Here is a 19,206-nt window from a genome sequence, read left to right on the forward strand (position 1 = left end):
AATGACACTTTTAACCTGACAGTTTCTAGGGCCTAATGCGTCCGTCTAGGGTTTATATTCATTTACTTGACACATGAACGATAAGAACCTTAGACTCTACACTGACACATGGAGGTGTCCTATGGTGGCAACGGCCAAGCGTGGGGGAAAGCGTATCGGATACGTCCGCGTAAGCAGCGTGGATCAGAACGTCGGCAGACAACTTGAGGGTGTTGACCTCGATAAGACGTTCACCGATAAGGCGAGCGGCAAAGACGTAAAACGTCCCCAGCTGCAGGCCGCTCTCGAATATGTACGTGACGGTGACATTTTCATTGTGCATAGCATGGACCGACTAGCCCGTAACCTTGTAGATCTTCGCACGATAGTGGAAGACCTCACACAGCGCGGCGTGCAGGTTCAATTTGCCAAAGAACAATTGACCTTCACAGGGGACGACACATCGGCTGCGAAATTGCTTCTTTCAGTAATGGGCGCAGTAGCAGAATTTGAGCGGTCCATGCTGAAGGAACGCCAACGCGAGGGTATCGCGCTAGCGAAGAAAGCGGGCGTCTACAAGGGTCGCAAGCCATCCCTGACACCTGAACGTGCGCAAGAGCTAAGGGCGCGTGTAGAGGCGGGAGAGAAGCGAGCCGGGTTGGCTCGGGAGTTCGGCATCTCTCGGGAGACGCTCTACCAGTACGCCCCTGTCCGTGATGTACCGGTTTCTGCGCGAGCGTAATGCTGGGTATCAACGAGGAGCGGACCCACGACCAGACATACTTTGTCCGGAAACTGGGTCCCCTGCATAACGTCCCTAACCAACCCTGTCGATTAGCCCGTGCCGGGGATCCCCTCCCGACTCCGAGAAAAATTCCGTATTGGCGCGGCTGACACGGTCGTATTGGACCAGACTCCTCCTTTCGATTGGCCATCACTCCGTTTCACACATTCGGGACAAGACATATGGCCACGCCGATATGGACGATTTCTTCACCCGCGAATCGATCTACCTAAATTGGGTATGCAAAATACCATGCTTATGAGGCATTAATTCTGTATTTACATATAGATAGATCCATTTTGAGGTCAAGAAGGGTACTCAGAAGAGGGGGGACTAACCGCTCTAGAACTGGTAGTTTTGCTGCGCACTCGACGATTTCGTGCCTGAATGTCATAACCGCTCCATCTGCAGTTTTCGGGCGAATAATGACCGTTGGGATTGATCCTGTCGAGAGTCATTCCCCGCGGTCTGGGCCCCATATCAAGGACGAAGAGTTGGAAGTTATCGAGCCAACGTTCACAAATGCTAATACCTCGGCCACCGTAATCTGCGTATTGAAGGTGTCTCGTGTTTGTGCATCTCTGCTTCATATTCCTCCAACTCCCGTAGGTGTCTTTGAGGCAAGAACATCTTCGGTTTCCCTTGCGAATTTGTCGTGCCTGCGCAAACATCACCAGGGGACAATAAGCACAAACTGCAACCCATATCGTTGATGGACGCGACGGACTATCCGGATCCGCTTTACCGAGTGCCATCAAGTTCCCAAAACGCGACAGAACCATCTTCCCCATTTTCCGTCGTAGCTTTCGAGCCTTGAGACAGCCGCAACTCTTCGTATGGCCACTCCGTAGATCGGTCAATCGGGCGACACATTCGCGTCCACAGATACAGCTACACAGCAGTCGTATGCGGTGTGAGGCGTCATTTGCAACGCGTTTCTTGACTGTCAGGTCAGAGAACTTTTGGCCCTTGGCAACACGTTTAGGTAGTTGCAGCTCGCAACAAGCTCCAGCGGTCACTACCGCTTCACTGTTCGCGTCGGTAATTTCGTAAGTCATTGATAACAAAGAGATCATCCTTTCTTCCACATACTATGCCAGTTGCCGCGTAAACTATTGAAAACAATAAGATTCACACCCTGAAAAACCACGGCTGGCCTTCGCTCGCTATATGAGTAATGCTGTTGCCCTTAATGATCAGCTGCTAGCCCGTCGTGCCTGATGCCTAGCCCTTCTTCCCCTCCTCTTCAGCTTTCCCCTTTTCTTCTTGGCCAGCTTCGCCTGTACCTCCTCCTCAGTTAGCGGTCTAATGCGCGGGGCAAAGGTCTCAATGGACACCGAGCCTTCTTGCCCGGGGAGGATTGAAGGCCTCACGTGGCCGCATTCGAGGTGGATGATGGGGCGGCGGTAGGGACTGAGTGAGACTCGCGAGGCGGCCCGCATATCTCCGCACTGCACGCATAAGAGGCGGTCCCCCCGTCTAACCGAAGTCTGCGGATTTCTATAGACGGGTTTTCTCTTGGCGGATAGCGAGGACCTGCGAGCAGTCATTGAACCCTCGATTCAACGATGAAGGTTTCCAGCGCCTCTTTAGGGATGCGAAGCACGCGGTATCGCCGTTTGAAACGAGATTCACCGCTCCCTAGGTCCACGACCCCGGGGCGTTTCTCGAACCACCTGATGATTGAATCTGGACTAACTTTTAGGATTGATGCGACCTCTTGCGAGGTCAGGTATTCAGTTGAAATTGGCTGCAATGCAGTTCTTTCACTTCGCCCGCGCAATGTTGACTTCGGGCTTCGGCAGACGGCTACAACACGTCTGATTTCGTAGCGACCGAATTGCGTCGCGTACGCTCACTTTCCAAGCTCAATGCGGAAGCACACTATCTTACCGCCGTCATCTGCTTGGAGCAGGGGTCAGGCAAAACCCGACTTCATAAGCCTACCACGAGTGCGTCTGAAAATCAAGTGTAAGCCGCTACATCCCAAGGACATGCACTTGTAACAGAAGCTCTTGGGAATTTCGATTTTCAGCCTCAAACCTCGTTCCCATCCTCGGCTTGCGTCAAGTTGTGCCCTCATTCGGACCGAATGCGAATTTCGGTTTTAGGGAACCATTTCACACATCGTTGGCCGACCTCGAACGTCGTACCATATTCTGAATGCCCAAAGAGAAGCAGGACTTTATATCTCGCTGGCAGCAGTCAGAGGCAGCCGAGCGTTCCAATTACGCACTCTTCCTTTCAGAACTCTGCGACTTTCTCGATGTACCTCGGCCTGAGCCATCCCAAGGCATCGAGGACTTCAACACGTATGTCATCGATAAGACCGTCGAAGTGCAGAATCTCGATGGCACGGTGTCCCGTGGCTTCATCGACCTCTACAAAAAGAATCACTTCGTTCTTGAAGCTAAGCAGGGCAGCAACCCGCTGAAACTTCAAGTAGATGACGAAAACAACCTGATTCTTTCCTCGCCCTCACCTCGCCCCCAGCGCCGCAGAGGCACAGCACTACGCGGCACACACGGCTGGGACGAAGCCATGCGCCGTGCCTACTATCAGGCGGAGGACTACGCCAAAGCATTGCCTGAGTGGCCTCCATTTCTTGTCACAGTTGACGTAGGACACTCGATAGAGCTTTATGCCGACTTTTCCCTAACGGGCAAAGCCTATCTTCCCTTTCCCGATCCGCGTACCTATCGCATCCTTCTCAACGATCTGACCGTGCCTGAAGTTCGCGAACGTCTCCGGGCTCTCTGGCTCGATCCACACTCGCTCGACCCATCCCGCCGCACCGCTGAGGTCACGCGAGGCATCGCAGCAAAGCTAGCCAACCTCGCTCGCAATTTGGAGCAGAAGTACCCCGCAAAGGATGTTGCCGAGTTCCTTACCCGCTGCATCTTTACCTCATTTGCTGAGAATGTCGAACTCATTCCTAAAGACTGTTGGCTAAATCTCCTCAGGGACATCCGTGACCGCGAGAATGTAAAGTTCTTTCCGCAGATGGCATCATCGCTTTGGGAGACCATGAACACGGGCGGATTCTCACCGATCCTTCAAAGCGAACTCAAACAGTTCAATGGCGGTCTCTTTCAATGCACCAACGCCCTTCCGCTCACCCGAGATCAACTGGGGTTGCTCATTGAAGCCGCCGATTCAGATTGGCGCAATGTAGAGCCTGCTATTTTTGGAACGCTGCTCGAACGCGCTCTCGATAAGAAAGAGCGTTCATCTCTTGGCGCACACTACACGCCACGCGCGTACGTCGAACGCCTCGTCATTCCAACGATTGTCGAACCGCTCCGTGAGGATTGGAATAATACCGTAGCGGCTATCGCTGATCTCGTCCACACTGACGATGTTGCCGAGGCTGTGCAGGTCGCTCGGGAGTTTCATCGGAAACTGTGCGACACCTATGTCCTCGATCCTGCCTGCGGTTCAGGTAACTTTCTGTACGTCGCCCTCGAACATATGAAGCGCCTTGAAGGTGAGGTGCTGGAAACGCTCGCTTCGCTCGGCCAGCCGCAGGAACTCTACACCGTCAATCCACACCAACTGCTCGGTATCGAACTCAACCCACGCGCCGCCGTCGTCGCAGATCTCGTCCTTTGGATCGGCTATCTACAGTGGCACCTGCGCACTCGCAGTTCCGAGCAGATACCCATTCCGGTCATCAGCAACTTCCACAACATCACGCACCAAGACGCATTAATAATTTACGGCCAGAAAGTTCCGGCAGTTGATTTAGAAGGTAACGAGGTGAAGGAATGGGACGGCGTAACTACAACCATGCATCCCGTCACCGGCTGGGAAGTTCCTGACGAAACCGCCCGCCGAACGATCTATCACTACCATGGCGCGAAGCAGTCGCTTTGGCCCTCTGCGGACTTCGTAATCGGTAATCCTCCATTCATCGGCGGCAAGGACATGCGTCAAGAACTCCCCGGCGGCTATACTGACACCCTTCGGCAGGTCTACCAAGACGTTCCTGATTCGGCTGACTTCGTCATGTTCTGGTGGCAACATGCCGCCGAACTCGCACGCTCGGGTAAAGTTCGTCGCTTCGGCTTCATCACCACGAATTCCTTAACACAAGTCTTCAATCGCAGGGTCGTTGCACAGAACCTAAGTGCTGCCAAAAACCCGCTCTCGCTGATTTTCGCCATCCCCGATCATCCGTGGCTGAAGGCCCTGACGTCAGACGAAGAAACAATCAGTAAGGCCGCAGCCGTGCGTATCGCGATGACTGTCGCCGAACGCGGCGAGCACGAAGGACACCTCTATCATGTCATCAGCGAGGGCGATACAGGGACCGAAGGAACTGCCGTTGAACTCTCTGACAGTGTCGGCAAGATCTTGGCCGATCTGCGCATCGGTGCTGACGTTTCCGGAGCTGCCGCGCTGCAATCGAATGAAGGGCTTAGTTGCCCGGGGGTCAAACTTCACGGAGCGGGTTTCATCGTTTCTCCTGAAGAGGCGGAGACGCTCGGCCTTCGCCGGATTCCAGGCTTAGAACAGCACATCCGTCCTTACCTCAATGGTCGAGACCTCACAGGAACTTCACGAAACAAACTTGTGATCGACCTTTTCGGCCTCTCCGCAGCAGAGGTCCAAGAACGCTTTCCGGAGGTCTACCAATGGGTATACGACCGCGTGAAGCCAGAACGGGATGAGAATCGGCGCGCCACTTATAGCGAGAACTGGTGGACGTTTGGCGAACCTCGTGCCAACTTCCGGCCAGCCCTCAAGGGCTTGTCTCGCTACATCGCTACCGTCGAAACTGCCAAGCACCGGGTATTTGTCTTCGTCGATGCATCCGTTCTTCCAGACAATCGCCTCGTGAATTTTGCCTTTAGCGACGGATTTGACCTCGGAGTATTGTCAAGCTCGATCCACGTCGCATGGACGCTAGCAGCGGGTGGCACTTTAGAAGATCGTCCCATTTATACAAAGAGCCGCTGTTTTGATCCATTCCCATTCCCCGATTGTAAAGACGTTCAAAAGCGTGTCATCCGTGACCTCGCGGACCGCCTTGACGCCCACCGCAAGCGGCAGCAGGAACTGCATCCTTCGCTGACTCTTACAGAGATATACAACGTGCTTCAAAAGCTGCGCAGTAACGAAGACTTGACCGAGCAGGATCATCACATTTACGACGCCGGTCTGGTTGGCACGCTCCGCGAACTCCATGAGAATCTCGACCTGGCCGTCTTCGACGCGTACGGCTGGTCCTACAACCTCACCACCGAGCGAATCCTCGAACACGTCGTTGCCCTTAACGCCGCACGTCACGCGGAGGAAGCCTCCGGGCTGATCCGCTGGCTACGTCCCGAGTATCAAGCTCCCAGCTACATCCCCAAAACCGCTACCCTCGAAGGTTTTATCGAGGAAGTCCCGACTACCCGCCGCAAACAGCCATGGCCGTCCGCCATCCCTGACCAATTCCGCATAGTCAAGGACGCCATGCGTTCGGAAAGCCCTCAAACGCCACAACAGATTGCAGCTAATTTCCGTCCTGCACCCCGCACGCGAGTCGCCGAAATTCTCGCCACCTTGACGGCACTCGGGCAAGCGCGGGAATCGTCAGGCCGGTATTCAGTGTGAGCGTCACAATTTGCCTTACTTTTGCCTTATAAACCTGCCCACGGAGCGTTTCGTTCGTTTTTATTGCATTTGAAATGAGATATTTATCGTATTATCAATTGCTAACTTCGGTTCGATCCCGACCCGCGCCTCCAAAATTCAGCAATTTAGAAGCCCTCCAGACCGGAGGGCTTTTTGCTCTGTAGCGAGAATTTGAGCGCATGCGCAATCGTGGGGAGGCCCGCCGAAGTGTTTACCAACGGGCAGTGGTGTTCAGTGCTCCCAGGTAAGACGGAAGAGGGCCGCGAGTTGTCGCGGCCCTCTTCATACGTTGATGGGGACAGAAGCTATCGAAACGGTGCGTTAGTGGAGCACCTGAGCTGCAGGAGTGGGCGTGCGGGGGCACCCAAGCCAGTCTTCTTCTATATCAAGAAGCATCATGGCATAGGCAATGACAGCGGCGGGATCCTGTTGGTGGCCGAGATCGATCTGGCGCTGGATGCGTTGCGTGGTGGAGATATCAAGATTGAGATTGCTGGGAAGGGTATCGTTTCTCACTAGGCTGTCCTCTGAAGTTTTGGTTAGTGCCATCGAGCCGGTTGGCACGTCTCGCATGTCTTGATACGATGCCAGTTGCGTGAATGGGGGTGCCTGGGATAACGAAATAAATTTCTCGATACCGGGTAGTAAGTTCCCAGAGGCGGGGCATTTCTTCCTAAATATCCACTTATTTATTTTATTTGAAGTTTTCAGGCTTCCGGATTCACCGAGATGACACTATTCCCGCTGACCTGAAGCCTATCCGCCAACCGCAAAGCGAGCGCCATCATGGTGAATGTAGGATTGGAGCTCCCGCCGGTCGGAAAGACGCTACAGCTTACGACGTAGAGATTCTCGAGGCCATGGACCCTCAGTGAGCTGTCAACGACGCTGGTCGCCGGATCCGCTCCCATCCTGGTGCCTCCCATCATGTGGAAGGTGTCTAAGCGATTGCCGGTATTCCAGAAGTCACTGCCCGCTGTAATCTGCGGTTTCCAGCTTATGGTTGCGAGATTATTTTCGCGGAAGAGCAATTCCAGTTCTTGGGCATAGGCACGAATGCTTTGAAGCTCATCTCCTGAGATTCGCCAATCCAGAATCGCTTTGCGGATCCCGAGTGCGTCCGTTTCCTCAGCCAGGCGTATACGGCTCTCGCAGTCGGGCCTCTGCTCGACATCGATGTCGAGTACGAGACGCGCCAGTCCCGAGACGTATCTTCGGTTATGAGCTTTCGCCGCGATGGTAAACTTCAGGACCTCCGCAGATGCGGCAGGCATAGCAAGCATGTCACGCTGAAGCTCCCGGTTGAGCCTCCCATGTTGGAGTCCGTGCAGCACCCTTCGGATCAGATCTGGCCCGGAGCCCGGTGGCTCTTCTATCGAGAATTGCCCTGCTACAGAGAGGAGACCCCTCTCAGCCCGCAGCTCAGCGGTCGCCTCGAGCTTGGCCCTGTACGAAGTGCCGCCTCTCACAAATGGAGCAAAAGCCCGGAGGACGCGTCCTCGGTCCTCGGGAGCGATATCAGCGGCCTGGACTCCAACATGATCGTGGAAGTAGCGTCCCACCTGTCCGCGACAGTTTCCCACACCCATGGGACAGATGCCGGTAGAAGCCAGCAGCAGACGCGATGCCTCGATCGTGCCGGTGCAAATAACGAACTGGCTGGCAATGAACTTATAGGTCATTCCGGTGTAGTTGGTGGCGGTCACGGAGAGAGCGGCATCTCCGTTGACGGTCAAGTCAATGGAGAGGACGTTAGCGTGGGTAAAGACGGTGACCTTCGTGGAAGCGAGGCACTCCTTTCCCAGGGTCTTCGAAAGATTTCTCTTCGCAAAGGGAGCGCATGTCGAAAAGCGAAGCCTCACCCGGGATGACTTAAAGGGAGCTTCACGATTGAATTCCTTCAGCAATCCGTCTGAGAATGGCGAAATCAGAACTCCCATCGCCTTCTGCACCTCGTCGTAATACGGCTGAAGCTCTGCCAGTTCGAGCGGCCAGCTTGGAAGGCCGAGTCGACTGTCAGGATGAAGGACATCATCCGTATAGGGCAGCAACTGACCTCCCCAGCGAGTCGAGGACCCTCCAAAAGTGCGGAAGCGACCGTCCGTGGCACCGGTGTGACGACAGCCCACCATCTCAGCGCAGTAGAGTTTTTGGCTTCGCTCTTCGAGCTCGAGGCCGCCCGCCTCCAGCAGATGAACGTGCCTGCCATTCTGACGCAAGCGGGCCGCGAGCATAATGCCTGCGACACCGCCGCCTATTACACAGATATCCGATCGGAATGTGGACTGCAGATCTGGTGTCTCTAAGTCGATATGCACGGAGAACACTCAAACACATTACAAGGACGACTGCAATAAGTAGTTAATTGCATACAAAGAGTTACAGATTTTCACGTTGCAACAAGCTTGCATACCGCATAGATCGACAGGTTCTAGCCTTCCGCTAACTTATGCGCTCAGCCCATGTTGTTTAATTTTGTACAGGAGTGTGCGATAGCTGATATTTAGGTTGGTTGCCGCCCTCCTACGATTCCATCCTGAAGCGGAGAGTGCATTCTGGAGCATCCTCACCTCTATCTCATTCTTTACCACGCTTACCGCATCCTTCATGCCCAACGCGGCAGCGGTCTTCTTTATCTCCGGTTCAAGAATGATCTCCTCCTTGGAGTGGGTAGCGCTATCTAACCGGGTTTTCGTCCGCAAGTAACTGTATGCCGTCTTCTCATCTCTCAAGATAAGCGTGCGAGTGACGAAGTTCCGCAGTTCACGAAGATTTCCGGGCCAGTCATAGTCCTGGGCGGCTTCTACAATCCGGTCAGCGAAGATTACCGGCTGACCTAGCTCCATCGCTCCTCTGCGAAACAACTCTTGCATTAACGGCGATATCTCCTCGCGGCGATCTCGGAGTGGAGGAACTGTAATCGTAAGGGTATTAAGTCGATAGTAGAGATCTTCGCGGAAGCGCTTACAAGCAATTGCTTCCTCCATATTGATGTTCGTGGCAGCAAGTACCCGCACATCGACGTGGGAGGCAGACCGTGCGCCGAGACGACAGAAGGAACCGTCCTGAAGAACGTGAAGGAGCTTGGCCTGCATCTGCGGGCTCATCTCGCCGATCTCATCCAGTAGCAAAGTTCCTTTATCTGCTAGCTCGAACATGCCTGGTTTTGACTTCGTTGCCCCGGTAAAGGCCCCAGCTTCGTAGCCGAAAAGTTCACTCTCCAGAAGTTCGTTCGGAAGGGCAGCACAGTTGATATTGAGCAGGCTTTTGTCAGTGCGAGCATGATATTTGTGCAGTAGCATCGCTACGTTTTCTTTGCCAACACCGCTTTCTCCCAAAATAAGAACCGGAATGTTCACTGGGGCAAGAATTCGAATATCACGGTAGAGCTGCATCATGACCGGGGAGGCAGCAAGGAAAAAGCGGTTGTTGTCCAGTTCTTCGAGATGGTATTCCGGGGAGCGCACCTGCTCGGCCGCGGATGCAGGCGAAGAAGTCAAAGCGTCGATCCGAGACTTCTTCTTCAACCTGTCGATATCGAAAGGTCCAAAAGGCATCGCAAATATCATGGAGACATTCCATCGGAGCGCATAGTCATTCCATGACAGATCTCCTGCATCCACGACAAGACCGATGTTCTCGCTCTTGACCTTCTGCAGAATCGACTGCGGCATGAAGCTATCTTCCGGCTTCTTCCGCGAAGGATCGACAAGCAGAAAGTCCGCTTCCAGTCCCCCCTCAAAGAGCTGCAGCGCTTTCTGCGGGGATGGCACACAAATGGCTTTGTACCCGTCGGCACTAAACGCATTGAAGATGGAATTACAAATATGGGCATCTTCGCTGATGCCTAAAACCAGGACTCTGTCAGTCATTGACGTACCTCAGCAGAGAGAAGCGTTCGGACGAAGCTCTGGCGGAGGCGTGAGCGCAAGCCCGGGGTGCTCAAGACGAGCTACCCGTCGGTTCGCTTATACCTACGACTTAGCCAAGCTGATTTACAGGAGCCCACAATATTTTTTCTACGATGCCAAAAGACCAGCAGCTAATTGGATAATTCCGGCAATTGGAGCGGAAATCTTGTTTCAATTATGAAACTTAAATGAGCCTCGGAGTGGATTGAATGTATCTTCCTCCCCAATCTCAAGTCAAATACAAAATTAGGAAGTTATATTCCCACTTACTTGCACAATTTAGTCACATCAGGGCAATCAGGAATACCTCGTGTTCGACTCATTGACAGCATCTCTATTGAGCAAAACATCTATATTGCTTCGCGATTCTTTTGCATGTAATGTTGTCGCGCTGGTTGAACAACCGCTGGTTCTCCATGTACCTTGAAACACCACGAAAACAAATTTGGATGAAGGGGAGTTGCCATCCGAACTCAAGTGGAAGTAGCAATTATCGGTGCCGGAATCGTAGGCCTGGCGACAGGTCTGCAATTGGTGAAGCGCTTTCCTGGCATTTCACTCGCCGTCCTGGATAAGGAGGCGAAGGTAGCCGGACACCAGTCGGGTCACAATAGCGGAGTAATTCACTCCGGGATCTATTACAAGCCAGGCAGCCTCAAGGCCAGACTCTGTCTTGAAGGTGCCGAAACAATGATCCGATTTTGCAAGGAGCACGGAGTGCCGTACGAGCTTTGCGGCAAGCTTATTGTGGCAACCCGCGAAGATGAACTACAGCGACTGCAGGAGTTATACAGGCGCGGAGAACAGAATGGGTTGAAAGGTCTTGAGATATTGAGCGCGGAGCAGATTACCGAGTATGAGCCTACTGCCGCGGGGATCCGTGCAATTCGCGTGGCCGGCACCGGCATAGTGGACTTTGCAAAGGTCACTCAAAAGTATGCAGAACTGATTACCGCAAGCGGAGAAGCTATCTACCTTTCGCACGAAGTTACCGGCTTAAAGCGAGCGCATGGAACTACTGTCGTTGAGACAAGCCAAGGCAGCTTCGAAGCGAAGCTGGTGATCAACTGCGCGGGTCTCCAAAGTGACCGGGTAAGCCGCATGGCGAATGCCAGTCTCGACCTGACGATCGTTCCCTTTCGAGGAGAGTACTACGACCTGGTGCCAGGCAAAGAGAATTGCCTTAGAGGACTGCTTTACCCGGTTCCCGATCCGCAGTTTCCCTTTCTCGGAGTGCACTTCACAAGACGCATAGGCGGAGGCATCGAGGCTGGACCGAATGCCGTGCTGGCGCTCGAGCGTGAAGGTTATACGAAGACCTCATTTCGATTTGGTGACGTGTTGGAGTACGCTAGGTTTCCCGGTTTTTGGATCATGGCTCGAAGGCATTGGAGAATGTCCATGCACGAGTATCACCGCTCCTGGAGCAAGGCCAGTTTTGTTCAAGAACTGCAGCGACTGATGCCAAATCTAACGCCGGCGGACCTGATTCCCGGGGGCGCGGGCGTTCGCGCACAGGCACTCGACCGCCAGGGAAGGCTGATTGATGACTTCCGATTTGTTCATACCGACGGCATGGTCCACGTATGCAATGCGCCGTCTCCGGCCGCCACGGCGTCGCTCGTCATTGGCAGGTACATCGTCGATACAGTTGTAAAGCACCACGCAGCCGCTTGGGCTAGTTGAACCACGAGCTTGTCATACGGCAGGAGTGCTAGTTCGTGTAGGTGTGACCTTTTTGTGTTATTGCCGACCCACTTTGCAGGAATCACTCTGGATAGAGGAGCGGCAGCCAACTTTCAAAGCTCTGATGGAACCAGATCTGCCTTTCGGCCAGCAAACTTCAGCTTTTCCGGGTCCCACATCAAATCTTGCGCTTGTCCCCATACGGCCTCTGGACCCTGTGCTTTTTCAACTACTCGCGAGGTGCGCTTCGTGCCAGACACTCAGATCTCTCTTCCCGCGAGCAACCGGGCGATCCGGGCTGATCGTTTCGAGGCAGGTCTCTTCGCCCGTAAGACAGGCCGTTCGGTGTGGTCACGTCTCCCTCTCCTTACCTTTGCCTTTGTTCTGGTTCTGACGATGTGCGGTTGCAGCGCTGGGATCGGTGAGCCTTCGGGCGCGCCGTCGCTGAGTCCCGGCGCCCTCCAGGTCGGAGAGGTTTCGGTTAGTGCGGAAAGTCTTAGCTTCGGCGACGTAACAGTAAACGGGGCGGCACGAGAAATCCTGACGCTGAACTCGATCGGGACCCTGCCCGTAACAGTCAACTCGGCTGCGACCTCAACTGCGGCATTCAGTATCGAGGGCGCCTCGTTTCCCGTCACTCTAGACCCAGGTCGCTCAATGAATCTGACAGTGCAGTTTCAGCCTGCAGTTGTGGGTGCATCAAGTGGTCAACTTTCCATCAGCAGCAACTCGTCAGCGGGAACTACTACTGTCGTGGCGTTGTCCGGTACGGGTACAGCAGCGGATCCAGAGCTGACGGCGAGTGCAGCCAGCTTGAGCTTTGGCAGTGTAGCGGTAAACGTGGCCACCACATCGAACCTGACTCTGACCTCAACAGGAACGACACCAGTGATTGTGAGCTCTGCTCAGATCCAAGGGGCGGAATTCACCATCGTGGGTGGGAGTTTCCCGGCGACCCTGAACCCTGGCCAAGCGCTTTCCCTGCTGATCAGGTATCAGCCAACGGCAGCCGGAGCTGTCACCGGACAACTTACCATCGCTAGCAATTCGCTCAACGGAGGTTTCCTGACCGTGCCACTCACCGGTGTGGCCACGGCTATCGCGCATGAGGTCGACCTGAGCTGGCTTCCTCCAAGCAGTTCGCCTGACCCCGTGGTCGGGTACAACATCTATCGGTCGGTGGGAGGAGGAGGATTTACGCAACTCAATTCAGTGATTTCCCTCGCGGCAGCCTATGTCGACAACACCGTAGCCAGCGCCGTCACCTATGGCTATGTGGTGAAAAGCGTGGACGCAAGCGGCGTGGAAAGCACCGCCTCCAACGAATTTCAGATCACGATTCCATAGGCTACCGGAGAGCAGCGCGATCCTGCTGATTGTGCCGACATCCGGGGTGTTCCCTGCTTGAGACAAAGGCTAGTCAGGAATATGCAAGCTGAAGCGATTCGATAATGTAGTCTTGCTCAGAGTCCGTCAACTGGTGAAACAGTGGAAGGATGAGCCCGGAATCTGTCGCCAACTCAGTCTGGGGCAAGCAGCTTTTCCAGCGTTCGGATCTATAGGGCAGTTCCCTGTGGATCGCCATGATCGCTCGCCGTGTAGAGATATTCTTCTGCAGAAGATTCTGCATGATCGTGTCACGCTTACCCTCAAAGCCAGCGACCAGTCTGACCATATAGGACTGGTAGTTGTGACGGCGACCGGAAGGAACGGTGGGGGTTATGAGCCACGGAAGATGCAGAAGCGAACTTGTATAACGCTCCGCGAGAGAACGCCGCTTAGCGAGAAAGCCCGGCAGACGTTCCAGTTGCGTGATGCCTATCGCCGCTTGCATATCCGTCATCCGGAAGTTGAAGCCTATCTCGTCATACGTCTCGGTAGTTATCTGCGTCGCACTATGCCGCGCCACGTCCGAGAGGCTCATTGCATGCTGCCGTAGACGGCGAAGCCTCTCCGCGACCTTTGCATCCCTCGTCGTGATCATGCCGCCCTCGCCCGTCGTGAGGACTTTTCTCGGATGAAAGCTGAAGCAGGCCAGGGCTCCCAACGGCGCGCCGATCAGGCTCCCTTCATACTCCGATCCGATAGCGCATGCGGCGTCCTCGATTACAGCCAGACCATGCCGGGCGGCGATAGCGAGAATTTCATGCATGGCCGCGGGCAGACCAATCTGGTGAACCACCAGGATCGCCTTTGTTCGTGGAGAGATGGCCTCTTCGAGGCGTGCAGGATCAAGATTGTAAGTTGCCAAATCTATATCGCAAAAGACCGGAGTAGCCCCCACGTAAACAATGGCATTCGCTGTCGCTATAAACGAGAGACTCGGGCAAATCACCTCATCACCCGGACCTACACCCAGCGCCAGCAATCCAAGATGGAGTGCCGTGGTGCATGAAGATACGGCTACAGCATGATCGCAGCCAATGTACCGAGCAAACTTGGCTTCGAACTCGGCAACCCGCGGCCCTTGCGTGACCCAACCTGAACGAAGTACATCGATCACCGCCTGCTCTTCCTCCGCGCCAATGTAGGGACGAGCAACTGGAATCGCAGATGAAACAGCGGGAGATAAGAGGCTCATGCTGCACCCCCCAATACGGCAGTCGATTCCGTTCGCGCCAGGTCGCGCCACTGAAGAAGAGATCTTAGTCCTGATTCCAGATCCACCTTCGCCGTGAAGCCAAGCATCCTCTCAGCCTTTTCCGTGCTCGCGCGGCGCGCTTGCACGTTGTTGATCTTCCGCGCGGACACATACTCCGGTCTGAGATTGGAGCCAGTAACTTTGAGCAGCATGTCGCAGAGTTCTCGCAACGTAGTCTGCACGCCAGTCCCTACATTGAATACCTCGTCGGTGACATCGGAAACCAGTCCTGCAAGATTGGCCCGGGCTACATCTTCCACAAATACAAAGTCCATCGATTGCGAGCCGTCGCCAAAGATCTTCGGCGCCTGCCCAGCCTCAATGGCGTCAATCCAGCGGATCAGGACCTCGGTGTAAACGCCATCGATATCCATGCGCGGTCCATAGATATTAAAGTAGCGAAAGGCAACATAGGGCAGCTTGAACATCTCGTACCAGGCACGGAGCATTTGCTCGTTTGCGATCTTACCCGCTCCGTAAAGGGTGCGGTTATTGAACGGATGCAACTCGTCCATGGGAAGGTAGGACGGGTCGCCGTAGACGGACGCGGAGGAGGCTGCCACCACCTTCTTCACCTTGTGCCGCACAGCGCTCTCAAGAACATTTGAGGCCCCTACCATCAGAACCTGGACCGCTTCGCCCGGTGCTTCGGCGCAACGGGTGATTCTAAGTGCCGCCTCGTGGAAGATATAGTCCACGCCCGCAACCGCGTCGTCTACCGTATCCGCATCACGGATGTCACCCTCGATCACAACCAGGCCACCCATCTTCTTTGCGCACTCCAGGTTTCGGAGATTGCCGCGAACCAGGTTGTCCAGCACCCGGACTTCCGCTGCACCGGCCTCAAGCAGCAGGTCTGCCGTGGCACTTCCTACAAATCCCGCCCCTCCTGTTATGAGTATTTTTTTGCCTTGGATAGGATTCATTCCGTCCCCTTGTAGCTGCTCCGTGTTGTGGCCAATTGGCCGTCATCTGCCAGGCGCTCTTGCGAAGTTGTGTCAACTTCCAATTCCGAAGAGCAGATATCTTTACGTCTGCGAATGAGCCGCGCAGGTACTCCCGCTACAACCGCGTACTCAGGCACATCTTCGGTGACAACTGCGCCGGCGCCGATGATGGAATGCGCCCCAACGTGGACTCCCGGCAGAATCGTCGCGTTAGTGCCGATATCGGCGCCATACCCTATCACCACGGGTTCAATCCTAAGTTCCGTCGAAATGATCGGCACGTCGACAGGGAGCGCCGTGTGCGACGAGCCAAGAACCTTCGCTCCCGGCCCCCACCCGACATAATCTTCGAGAACGAGGTTCCGTGCGTCAAAGTACGCTTGCGGTCCGATCCAAACATGATTACCGATCCGGCACGTGCCGTCGTAACGCCCCTGAATCATCGCTTGAGCACCGATGAACACTCCATCGCCGAACACCATGCTTTCGGGGTGCTTTACGACAACCCCCGGCCCGATCTGCAGGGCGTGCCCGACGCTCTGGCACATGGCGCGAAACAGAATGCGTCGAAGCTGTGACTCTAACGGCCCCTCGTCATTTCGATACCTGGAAAACATGGCGAGCAGTTCGAGGACGGTGTGGGATCTCTTCAAATGAGCCGCAAACTCCCACTCCCAGTCCGGATCATCCACTAGCCGCGCGCTGCCGAACACCGCAGGAACGGATCGCCCTCGCGTAAGATTCTCGTGCTCTCGTTCAGCCAACATAGCAGCTCTCCCGAACCTGTGCTGCGACTCTCTCGATCGCCTCCGACTCGATGCCCGGATACATCGGCAGCGACAGAATCCGTGTTGTTAGCGTCTCCGTTACAGGAAAATCGCCTCTCTCGTAGCCGAGGGAGCGGTAGGCCTCCTGAAGATGCAGCGGATTTGGATAGTGCAAACCTGATTCAATGCCCGCGCGTGACAGACTCTCACGAAGCGCGTCACGGTTATCAGATTGCACAACATAAAGATGATAGACATGGCGGCCATAATCCATCTCAGCGGGAGTCTCAAGATCGGTGTCTCTGAGAGCCGCATCGTACTTCGCTGCCGCCTCGCGTCTCTGGTTATTCCAGCGGTCAAGGTACTTCAGCTTCACGGACAGAATTCCGCCCTGAATACCTTCCATGCGCATGTTGAGTCCGGGAAAAATATGCTCGTACCTTTTCGATGATCCATGATCGCGCCACAACCGAACCCGATTTGCGAGTTCAGCGTCATCCGTAGTTACTGCTCCGCCCTCGCCACAGGCGCCGAGATTTTTGCCGGGATAAAAACTGAAGCATCCCGCCGCGCCAAATGAACCTGCTTTGCGCCCCCTGTATTCTGCACCGTGCGCCTGGCATGCATCCTCAATCACTGGAATACTGTGACGCGATGCGATGTTGAGTATCGGATCCATATCCGCCGTTTGCCCATAGATATCTACGGGGATGATGGCGCGCGTTCGAGGCGTGATCGCGGCTTCCAAAAGAGCAGCGTCCATCGTGAATGACACCGGATCGATATCAACAAACACCGGTCGCCCGCGCACCGCAGTGATGGCTTCCGCAGTTGCGATAAACGTATGCGGAACCGTGATGACCTCATCTCCCGGACCGATACCGAGCGAAGCCAGAGCCAACTGAAGTGCAGCGGTGCCGTTGCTGAGCGCGACACAGTGTTTCGTGCCCACGTAGGCTGCGAACTCCTGCTCGAATCTCTGGACCTCCGGCCCCAGCACGAAGGTTGATTCGCGGAGCACACGATCGAAGACCTCGCGAAGCTCTTCCGTTATCTCGCTATGCAGTGATTTCAGGTCGACAAAGGGAATTGTCACTTTTCCTCCAGCCTTCTCAGAATTCGAGCCGGGTTTCCTGCAACGATTGTCTTTGACGGGACATCCCGCGTTACAACACTTCCGGCACCAACCGTGGCAAACTCCCCGATCGTGATGCCACAAAGAATCGTGCAGCCAGTCCCGATAGAAGCGCCCCGACTTACAAGCGTCCTTGTGACCTGCCAGTCGGTATCCGATTGCAATTCCCCGTTTGCGTTCGTCGCCCGCGGAAATTTGTCGTTGATAAAAGAGACGTTATGACCAATGAATACCTCGTCTTCAATCCTGACGCCTTCACAGATGAAGGTGTGGCTCGAAATCTTCACATTGGCCCCTATCTCGGCGTTCTTCTGTATCTCGACGAAGGCCCCTATCCTGCTGTCGTGACCGATGGAACATCCGTAGAGGTTCACGAATCCATGAAGGGCTACGTTCGCTCCCAGCTTCACGTCGGCGGCTATTCTGCTGAAGTCAGGCGTAGAGCGACCTTGAGAGAGCTCCGGCGCGCCGGTGCCGTTCTCAGATAACTTGCCGGTTGCGGTCTCGACTGCAAGCATCATGCGGCTCCTCGTGCATACGCTGGCACTTCCGTCCCAAGATGTACAAGCTTCCCTCGCTGCTTCATGGAGAGGGAGGCACTTTCGAGAATGCGAACGACTCGCAGGCCAGCCTGACCTCCTGTAGTGGGCTCCGCGCCGCTTCCGATGCAATCCGCAAAGTGCTGAATCTCCACCTTAAGCGCCTCGGAGACGTCGAGTTGAGGCGCGAACATATCGCCGGAACGGTAGCCAACCAGGGCCTTGTACAGCGAGTCTGACGCGCCGTTCAGCGTGATGCCCTTGTCGTATACCTTCACCTTTTCGCTCGGCTCCATGTCGTCGTAAACGATCATCTGTTTGCTGCCGCCAAGCAACGTCCTCCGAACCTTCACCGGTGAAAGCCAGTTCACATTCACATGCCCGATCAGATTGCCTTCGAAGAACATAGTGATGTACGCCAGATTCTCTGTACCGCCAAACACGTGATTGATTCCCGTCGCCGCCACCGCACACGGCGAGGCTGGAAGGATGTAATCCATGATGGCAAGATCGTGAACTGCGAGGTCCCATATAACATCGACATCCCGCTGGAATAGTCCGAGATTGATGCGCGTCGAGTCGTAGTAGAGGATGTCTCCTATATTTCCGGAGTCCACGATAGCCTTAATCTTCCGGACAGCACCCGTATAGACGAACGTATGGTCCACCAGAAGAGTGAGCTTGCGGCTATCTGCCTCATCAATAAGCTGCAGAGCCTCTTCGGAAGTTGACGTCATCGGCTTTTCAACCATTACATGCTTGCCGCACCGAAGCGCCTTCAATGCAAGCTCGTAGTGTGTGTGCACCGGAGTCGCAATCGCTACCGCATCGATCTTCGGATTGTTGAGCAAGTCATTGAAGTCGGTGGTAACCTCCACTGACGGGTACCGTAGTTTGACCTGTTGCAGCCGCTCCTGCCGCATATCGCTGACCGCAATGACTTGCGTGTCCGGTACTTCGAACATATTCCGGACCAGGTTCGGGCCCCAGTATCCATAACCTATGACTCCAATGTTGATCACGCTTCCTCCTTGTCATACGGGAACTCACGACTGCACGCATCGCACCTGTTCAGGTGTGTGGCTTCATCCGCAGTGATGTGTTCTCAGCGAAACTGCTGATAGCACGTTGATGACCAAATTTTCCGGGGAGCCTTCCTGCATGGGAAGGACGTTCTCTCGTGCCCCCCGGC

14 protein-coding genes are annotated in these 19,206 nt (G+C 54.8%); 4 read left to right on the forward strand and 10 right to left on the reverse strand.

All coding sequences use genetic code 11. The annotated features are described in order from the left end of the window. Positions 1–121 precede the first annotated feature (121 nt). Positions 122–721, forward strand: coding sequence for a recombinase family protein (locus tag P4G45_RS10985; protein ID WP_348266522.1), 600 nt, complete (start codon positions 122–124; stop codon positions 719–721). Between the two features lie 1,588 nt (positions 722–2,309). Here the strand turns inward: P4G45_RS10985 and P4G45_RS17055 are convergent. Further along, entirely contained in the window at positions 2,310–2,546 is a 237-nt protein-coding gene (locus P4G45_RS17055; RefSeq protein ID WP_373695285.1) for a helix-turn-helix domain-containing protein, read from the reverse strand. Positions 2,547–2,926: 380 nt separating this feature from the next. Here P4G45_RS17055 and P4G45_RS10990 point away from each other — a divergent pair, with 380 nt between their 5' ends. Continuing rightward, positions 2,927–6,367, forward strand: coding sequence for a DNA methyltransferase (locus P4G45_RS10990; protein WP_348266523.1), 3,441 nt, complete (start codon positions 2,927–2,929; stop codon positions 6,365–6,367). Between the two features lie 342 nt (positions 6,368–6,709). Here P4G45_RS10990 and P4G45_RS10995 read toward each other — a convergent pair whose 3' ends face one another. The 3 genes from P4G45_RS10995 to P4G45_RS11005 all read right to left on the reverse strand — a co-directional run bounded on the left by P4G45_RS10995 (position 6,710) and on the right by P4G45_RS11005 (position 9,957). Continuing rightward, on the reverse strand, positions 6,710–6,904 hold the full coding sequence (locus tag P4G45_RS10995; protein WP_348266524.1) for a hypothetical protein: 195 nt from the start codon (positions 6,902–6,904) through the stop codon (positions 6,710–6,712). 191 nt (positions 6,905–7,095) lie between these two features. Continuing rightward, positions 7,096–8,622 (reverse strand): GMC oxidoreductase, encoded by a 1,527-nt coding sequence (locus tag P4G45_RS11000; protein ID WP_373694105.1) that lies wholly within the window; start codon positions 8,620–8,622, stop codon positions 7,096–7,098. A 213-nt stretch (positions 8,623–8,835) separates the two neighbouring features. Next, positions 8,836–9,957, reverse strand: a complete 1,122-nt coding sequence (locus tag P4G45_RS11005; protein ID WP_348266526.1) for a sigma-54 dependent transcriptional regulator — start codon at positions 9,955–9,957, stop codon at positions 8,836–8,838. Positions 9,958–10,776: 819 nt separating this feature from the next. Here P4G45_RS11005 and lhgO point away from each other — a divergent pair. Further along, positions 10,777–11,985, forward strand: a complete 1,209-nt coding sequence (gene lhgO, locus P4G45_RS11010) for an L-2-hydroxyglutarate oxidase (protein ID WP_348266527.1) — start codon at positions 10,777–10,779, stop codon at positions 11,983–11,985. A gap of 249 nt (positions 11,986–12,234) precedes the next feature. Next, positions 12,235–13,332: a choice-of-anchor D domain-containing protein gene (locus tag P4G45_RS11015; RefSeq protein ID WP_348266528.1), complete on the forward strand. Its 1,098-nt coding sequence runs from the start codon at positions 12,235–12,237 to the stop codon at positions 13,330–13,332. A gap of 73 nt (positions 13,333–13,405) precedes the next feature. On the opposite strand, the gene P4G45_RS11020 is transcribed toward P4G45_RS11015, so the two are convergent. From P4G45_RS11020 to P4G45_RS11045, 6 genes are read right to left on the reverse strand one after another with little or no spacing between them, the layout of a single operon-like run. Continuing rightward, positions 13,406–14,566: a DegT/DnrJ/EryC1/StrS family aminotransferase gene (locus P4G45_RS11020; protein WP_348266529.1), complete on the reverse strand. Its 1,161-nt coding sequence runs from the start codon at positions 14,564–14,566 to the stop codon at positions 13,406–13,408. Beyond that, on the reverse strand, positions 14,563–15,552 hold the full coding sequence (locus tag P4G45_RS11025) for an NAD-dependent epimerase/dehydratase family protein (RefSeq protein ID WP_348266530.1): 990 nt from the start codon (positions 15,550–15,552) through the stop codon (positions 14,563–14,565). The genes P4G45_RS11020 and P4G45_RS11025 overlap by 4 nt, the downstream gene beginning before the upstream one ends. Continuing rightward, complete coding sequence (locus P4G45_RS11030; protein WP_348266531.1) at positions 15,549–16,340, reverse strand: acyltransferase; 792 nt, start codon at positions 16,338–16,340, stop codon at positions 15,549–15,551. Before P4G45_RS11030 ends, P4G45_RS11025 begins: the two co-directional genes overlap by 4 nt. Next, positions 16,330–17,436, reverse strand: a complete 1,107-nt coding sequence (locus P4G45_RS11035; protein ID WP_348266532.1) for a DegT/DnrJ/EryC1/StrS family aminotransferase — start codon at positions 17,434–17,436, stop codon at positions 16,330–16,332. The genes P4G45_RS11030 and P4G45_RS11035 overlap by 11 nt, the downstream gene beginning before the upstream one ends. Next, complete coding sequence (locus tag P4G45_RS11040; protein ID WP_348266533.1) at positions 17,433–17,996, reverse strand: acyltransferase; 564 nt, start codon at positions 17,994–17,996, stop codon at positions 17,433–17,435. Before P4G45_RS11040 ends, P4G45_RS11035 begins: the two co-directional genes overlap by 4 nt. Continuing rightward, positions 17,993–19,036, reverse strand: a complete 1,044-nt coding sequence (locus P4G45_RS11045; protein ID WP_348266534.1) for a Gfo/Idh/MocA family oxidoreductase — start codon at positions 19,034–19,036, stop codon at positions 17,993–17,995. The genes P4G45_RS11040 and P4G45_RS11045 overlap by 4 nt, the downstream gene beginning before the upstream one ends. Between the last annotated feature and the right edge of the window lie 170 nt (positions 19,037–19,206).

This window comes from Edaphobacter paludis (assembly GCF_039993895.1).
Classification (GTDB): Bacteria; Acidobacteriota; Terriglobia; order Terriglobales; family Acidobacteriaceae; genus Edaphobacter; species Edaphobacter paludis.

Bases quoted from the DNA above. Each gene is read 5' to 3' on its own strand.
- P4G45_RS10985 (WP_348266522.1), top strand. From the start codon at position 122: ATGGTGGCAACGGCCAAGCGTGGGGGAAAGCGTATCGGATACGTCCGC.
- P4G45_RS10990 (WP_348266523.1), top strand. From the start codon at position 2,927: ATGCCCAAAGAGAAGCAGGACTTTATATCTCGCTGGCAGCAGTCAGAG.
- P4G45_RS11000 (WP_373694105.1), bottom strand. From the start codon at position 8,622: ATGCTCGCGGCCCGCTTGCGTCAGAATGGCAGGCACGTTCATCTGCTG.
- P4G45_RS11005 (WP_348266526.1), bottom strand. From the start codon at position 9,957: ATGATATTTGCGATGCCTTTTGGACCTTTCGATATCGACAGGTTGAAG.
- P4G45_RS11020 (WP_348266529.1), bottom strand. From the start codon at position 14,566: ATGAGCCTCTTATCTCCCGCTGTTTCATCTGCGATTCCAGTTGCTCGT.
- P4G45_RS11025 (WP_348266530.1), bottom strand. From the start codon at position 15,552: ATGAATCCTATCCAAGGCAAAAAAATACTCATAACAGGAGGGGCGGGA.
- P4G45_RS11030 (WP_348266531.1), bottom strand. From the start codon at position 16,340: ATGTTGGCTGAACGAGAGCACGAGAATCTTACGCGAGGGCGATCCGTT.
- P4G45_RS11040 (WP_348266533.1), bottom strand. From the start codon at position 17,996: ATGATGCTTGCAGTCGAGACCGCAACCGGCAAGTTATCTGAGAACGGC.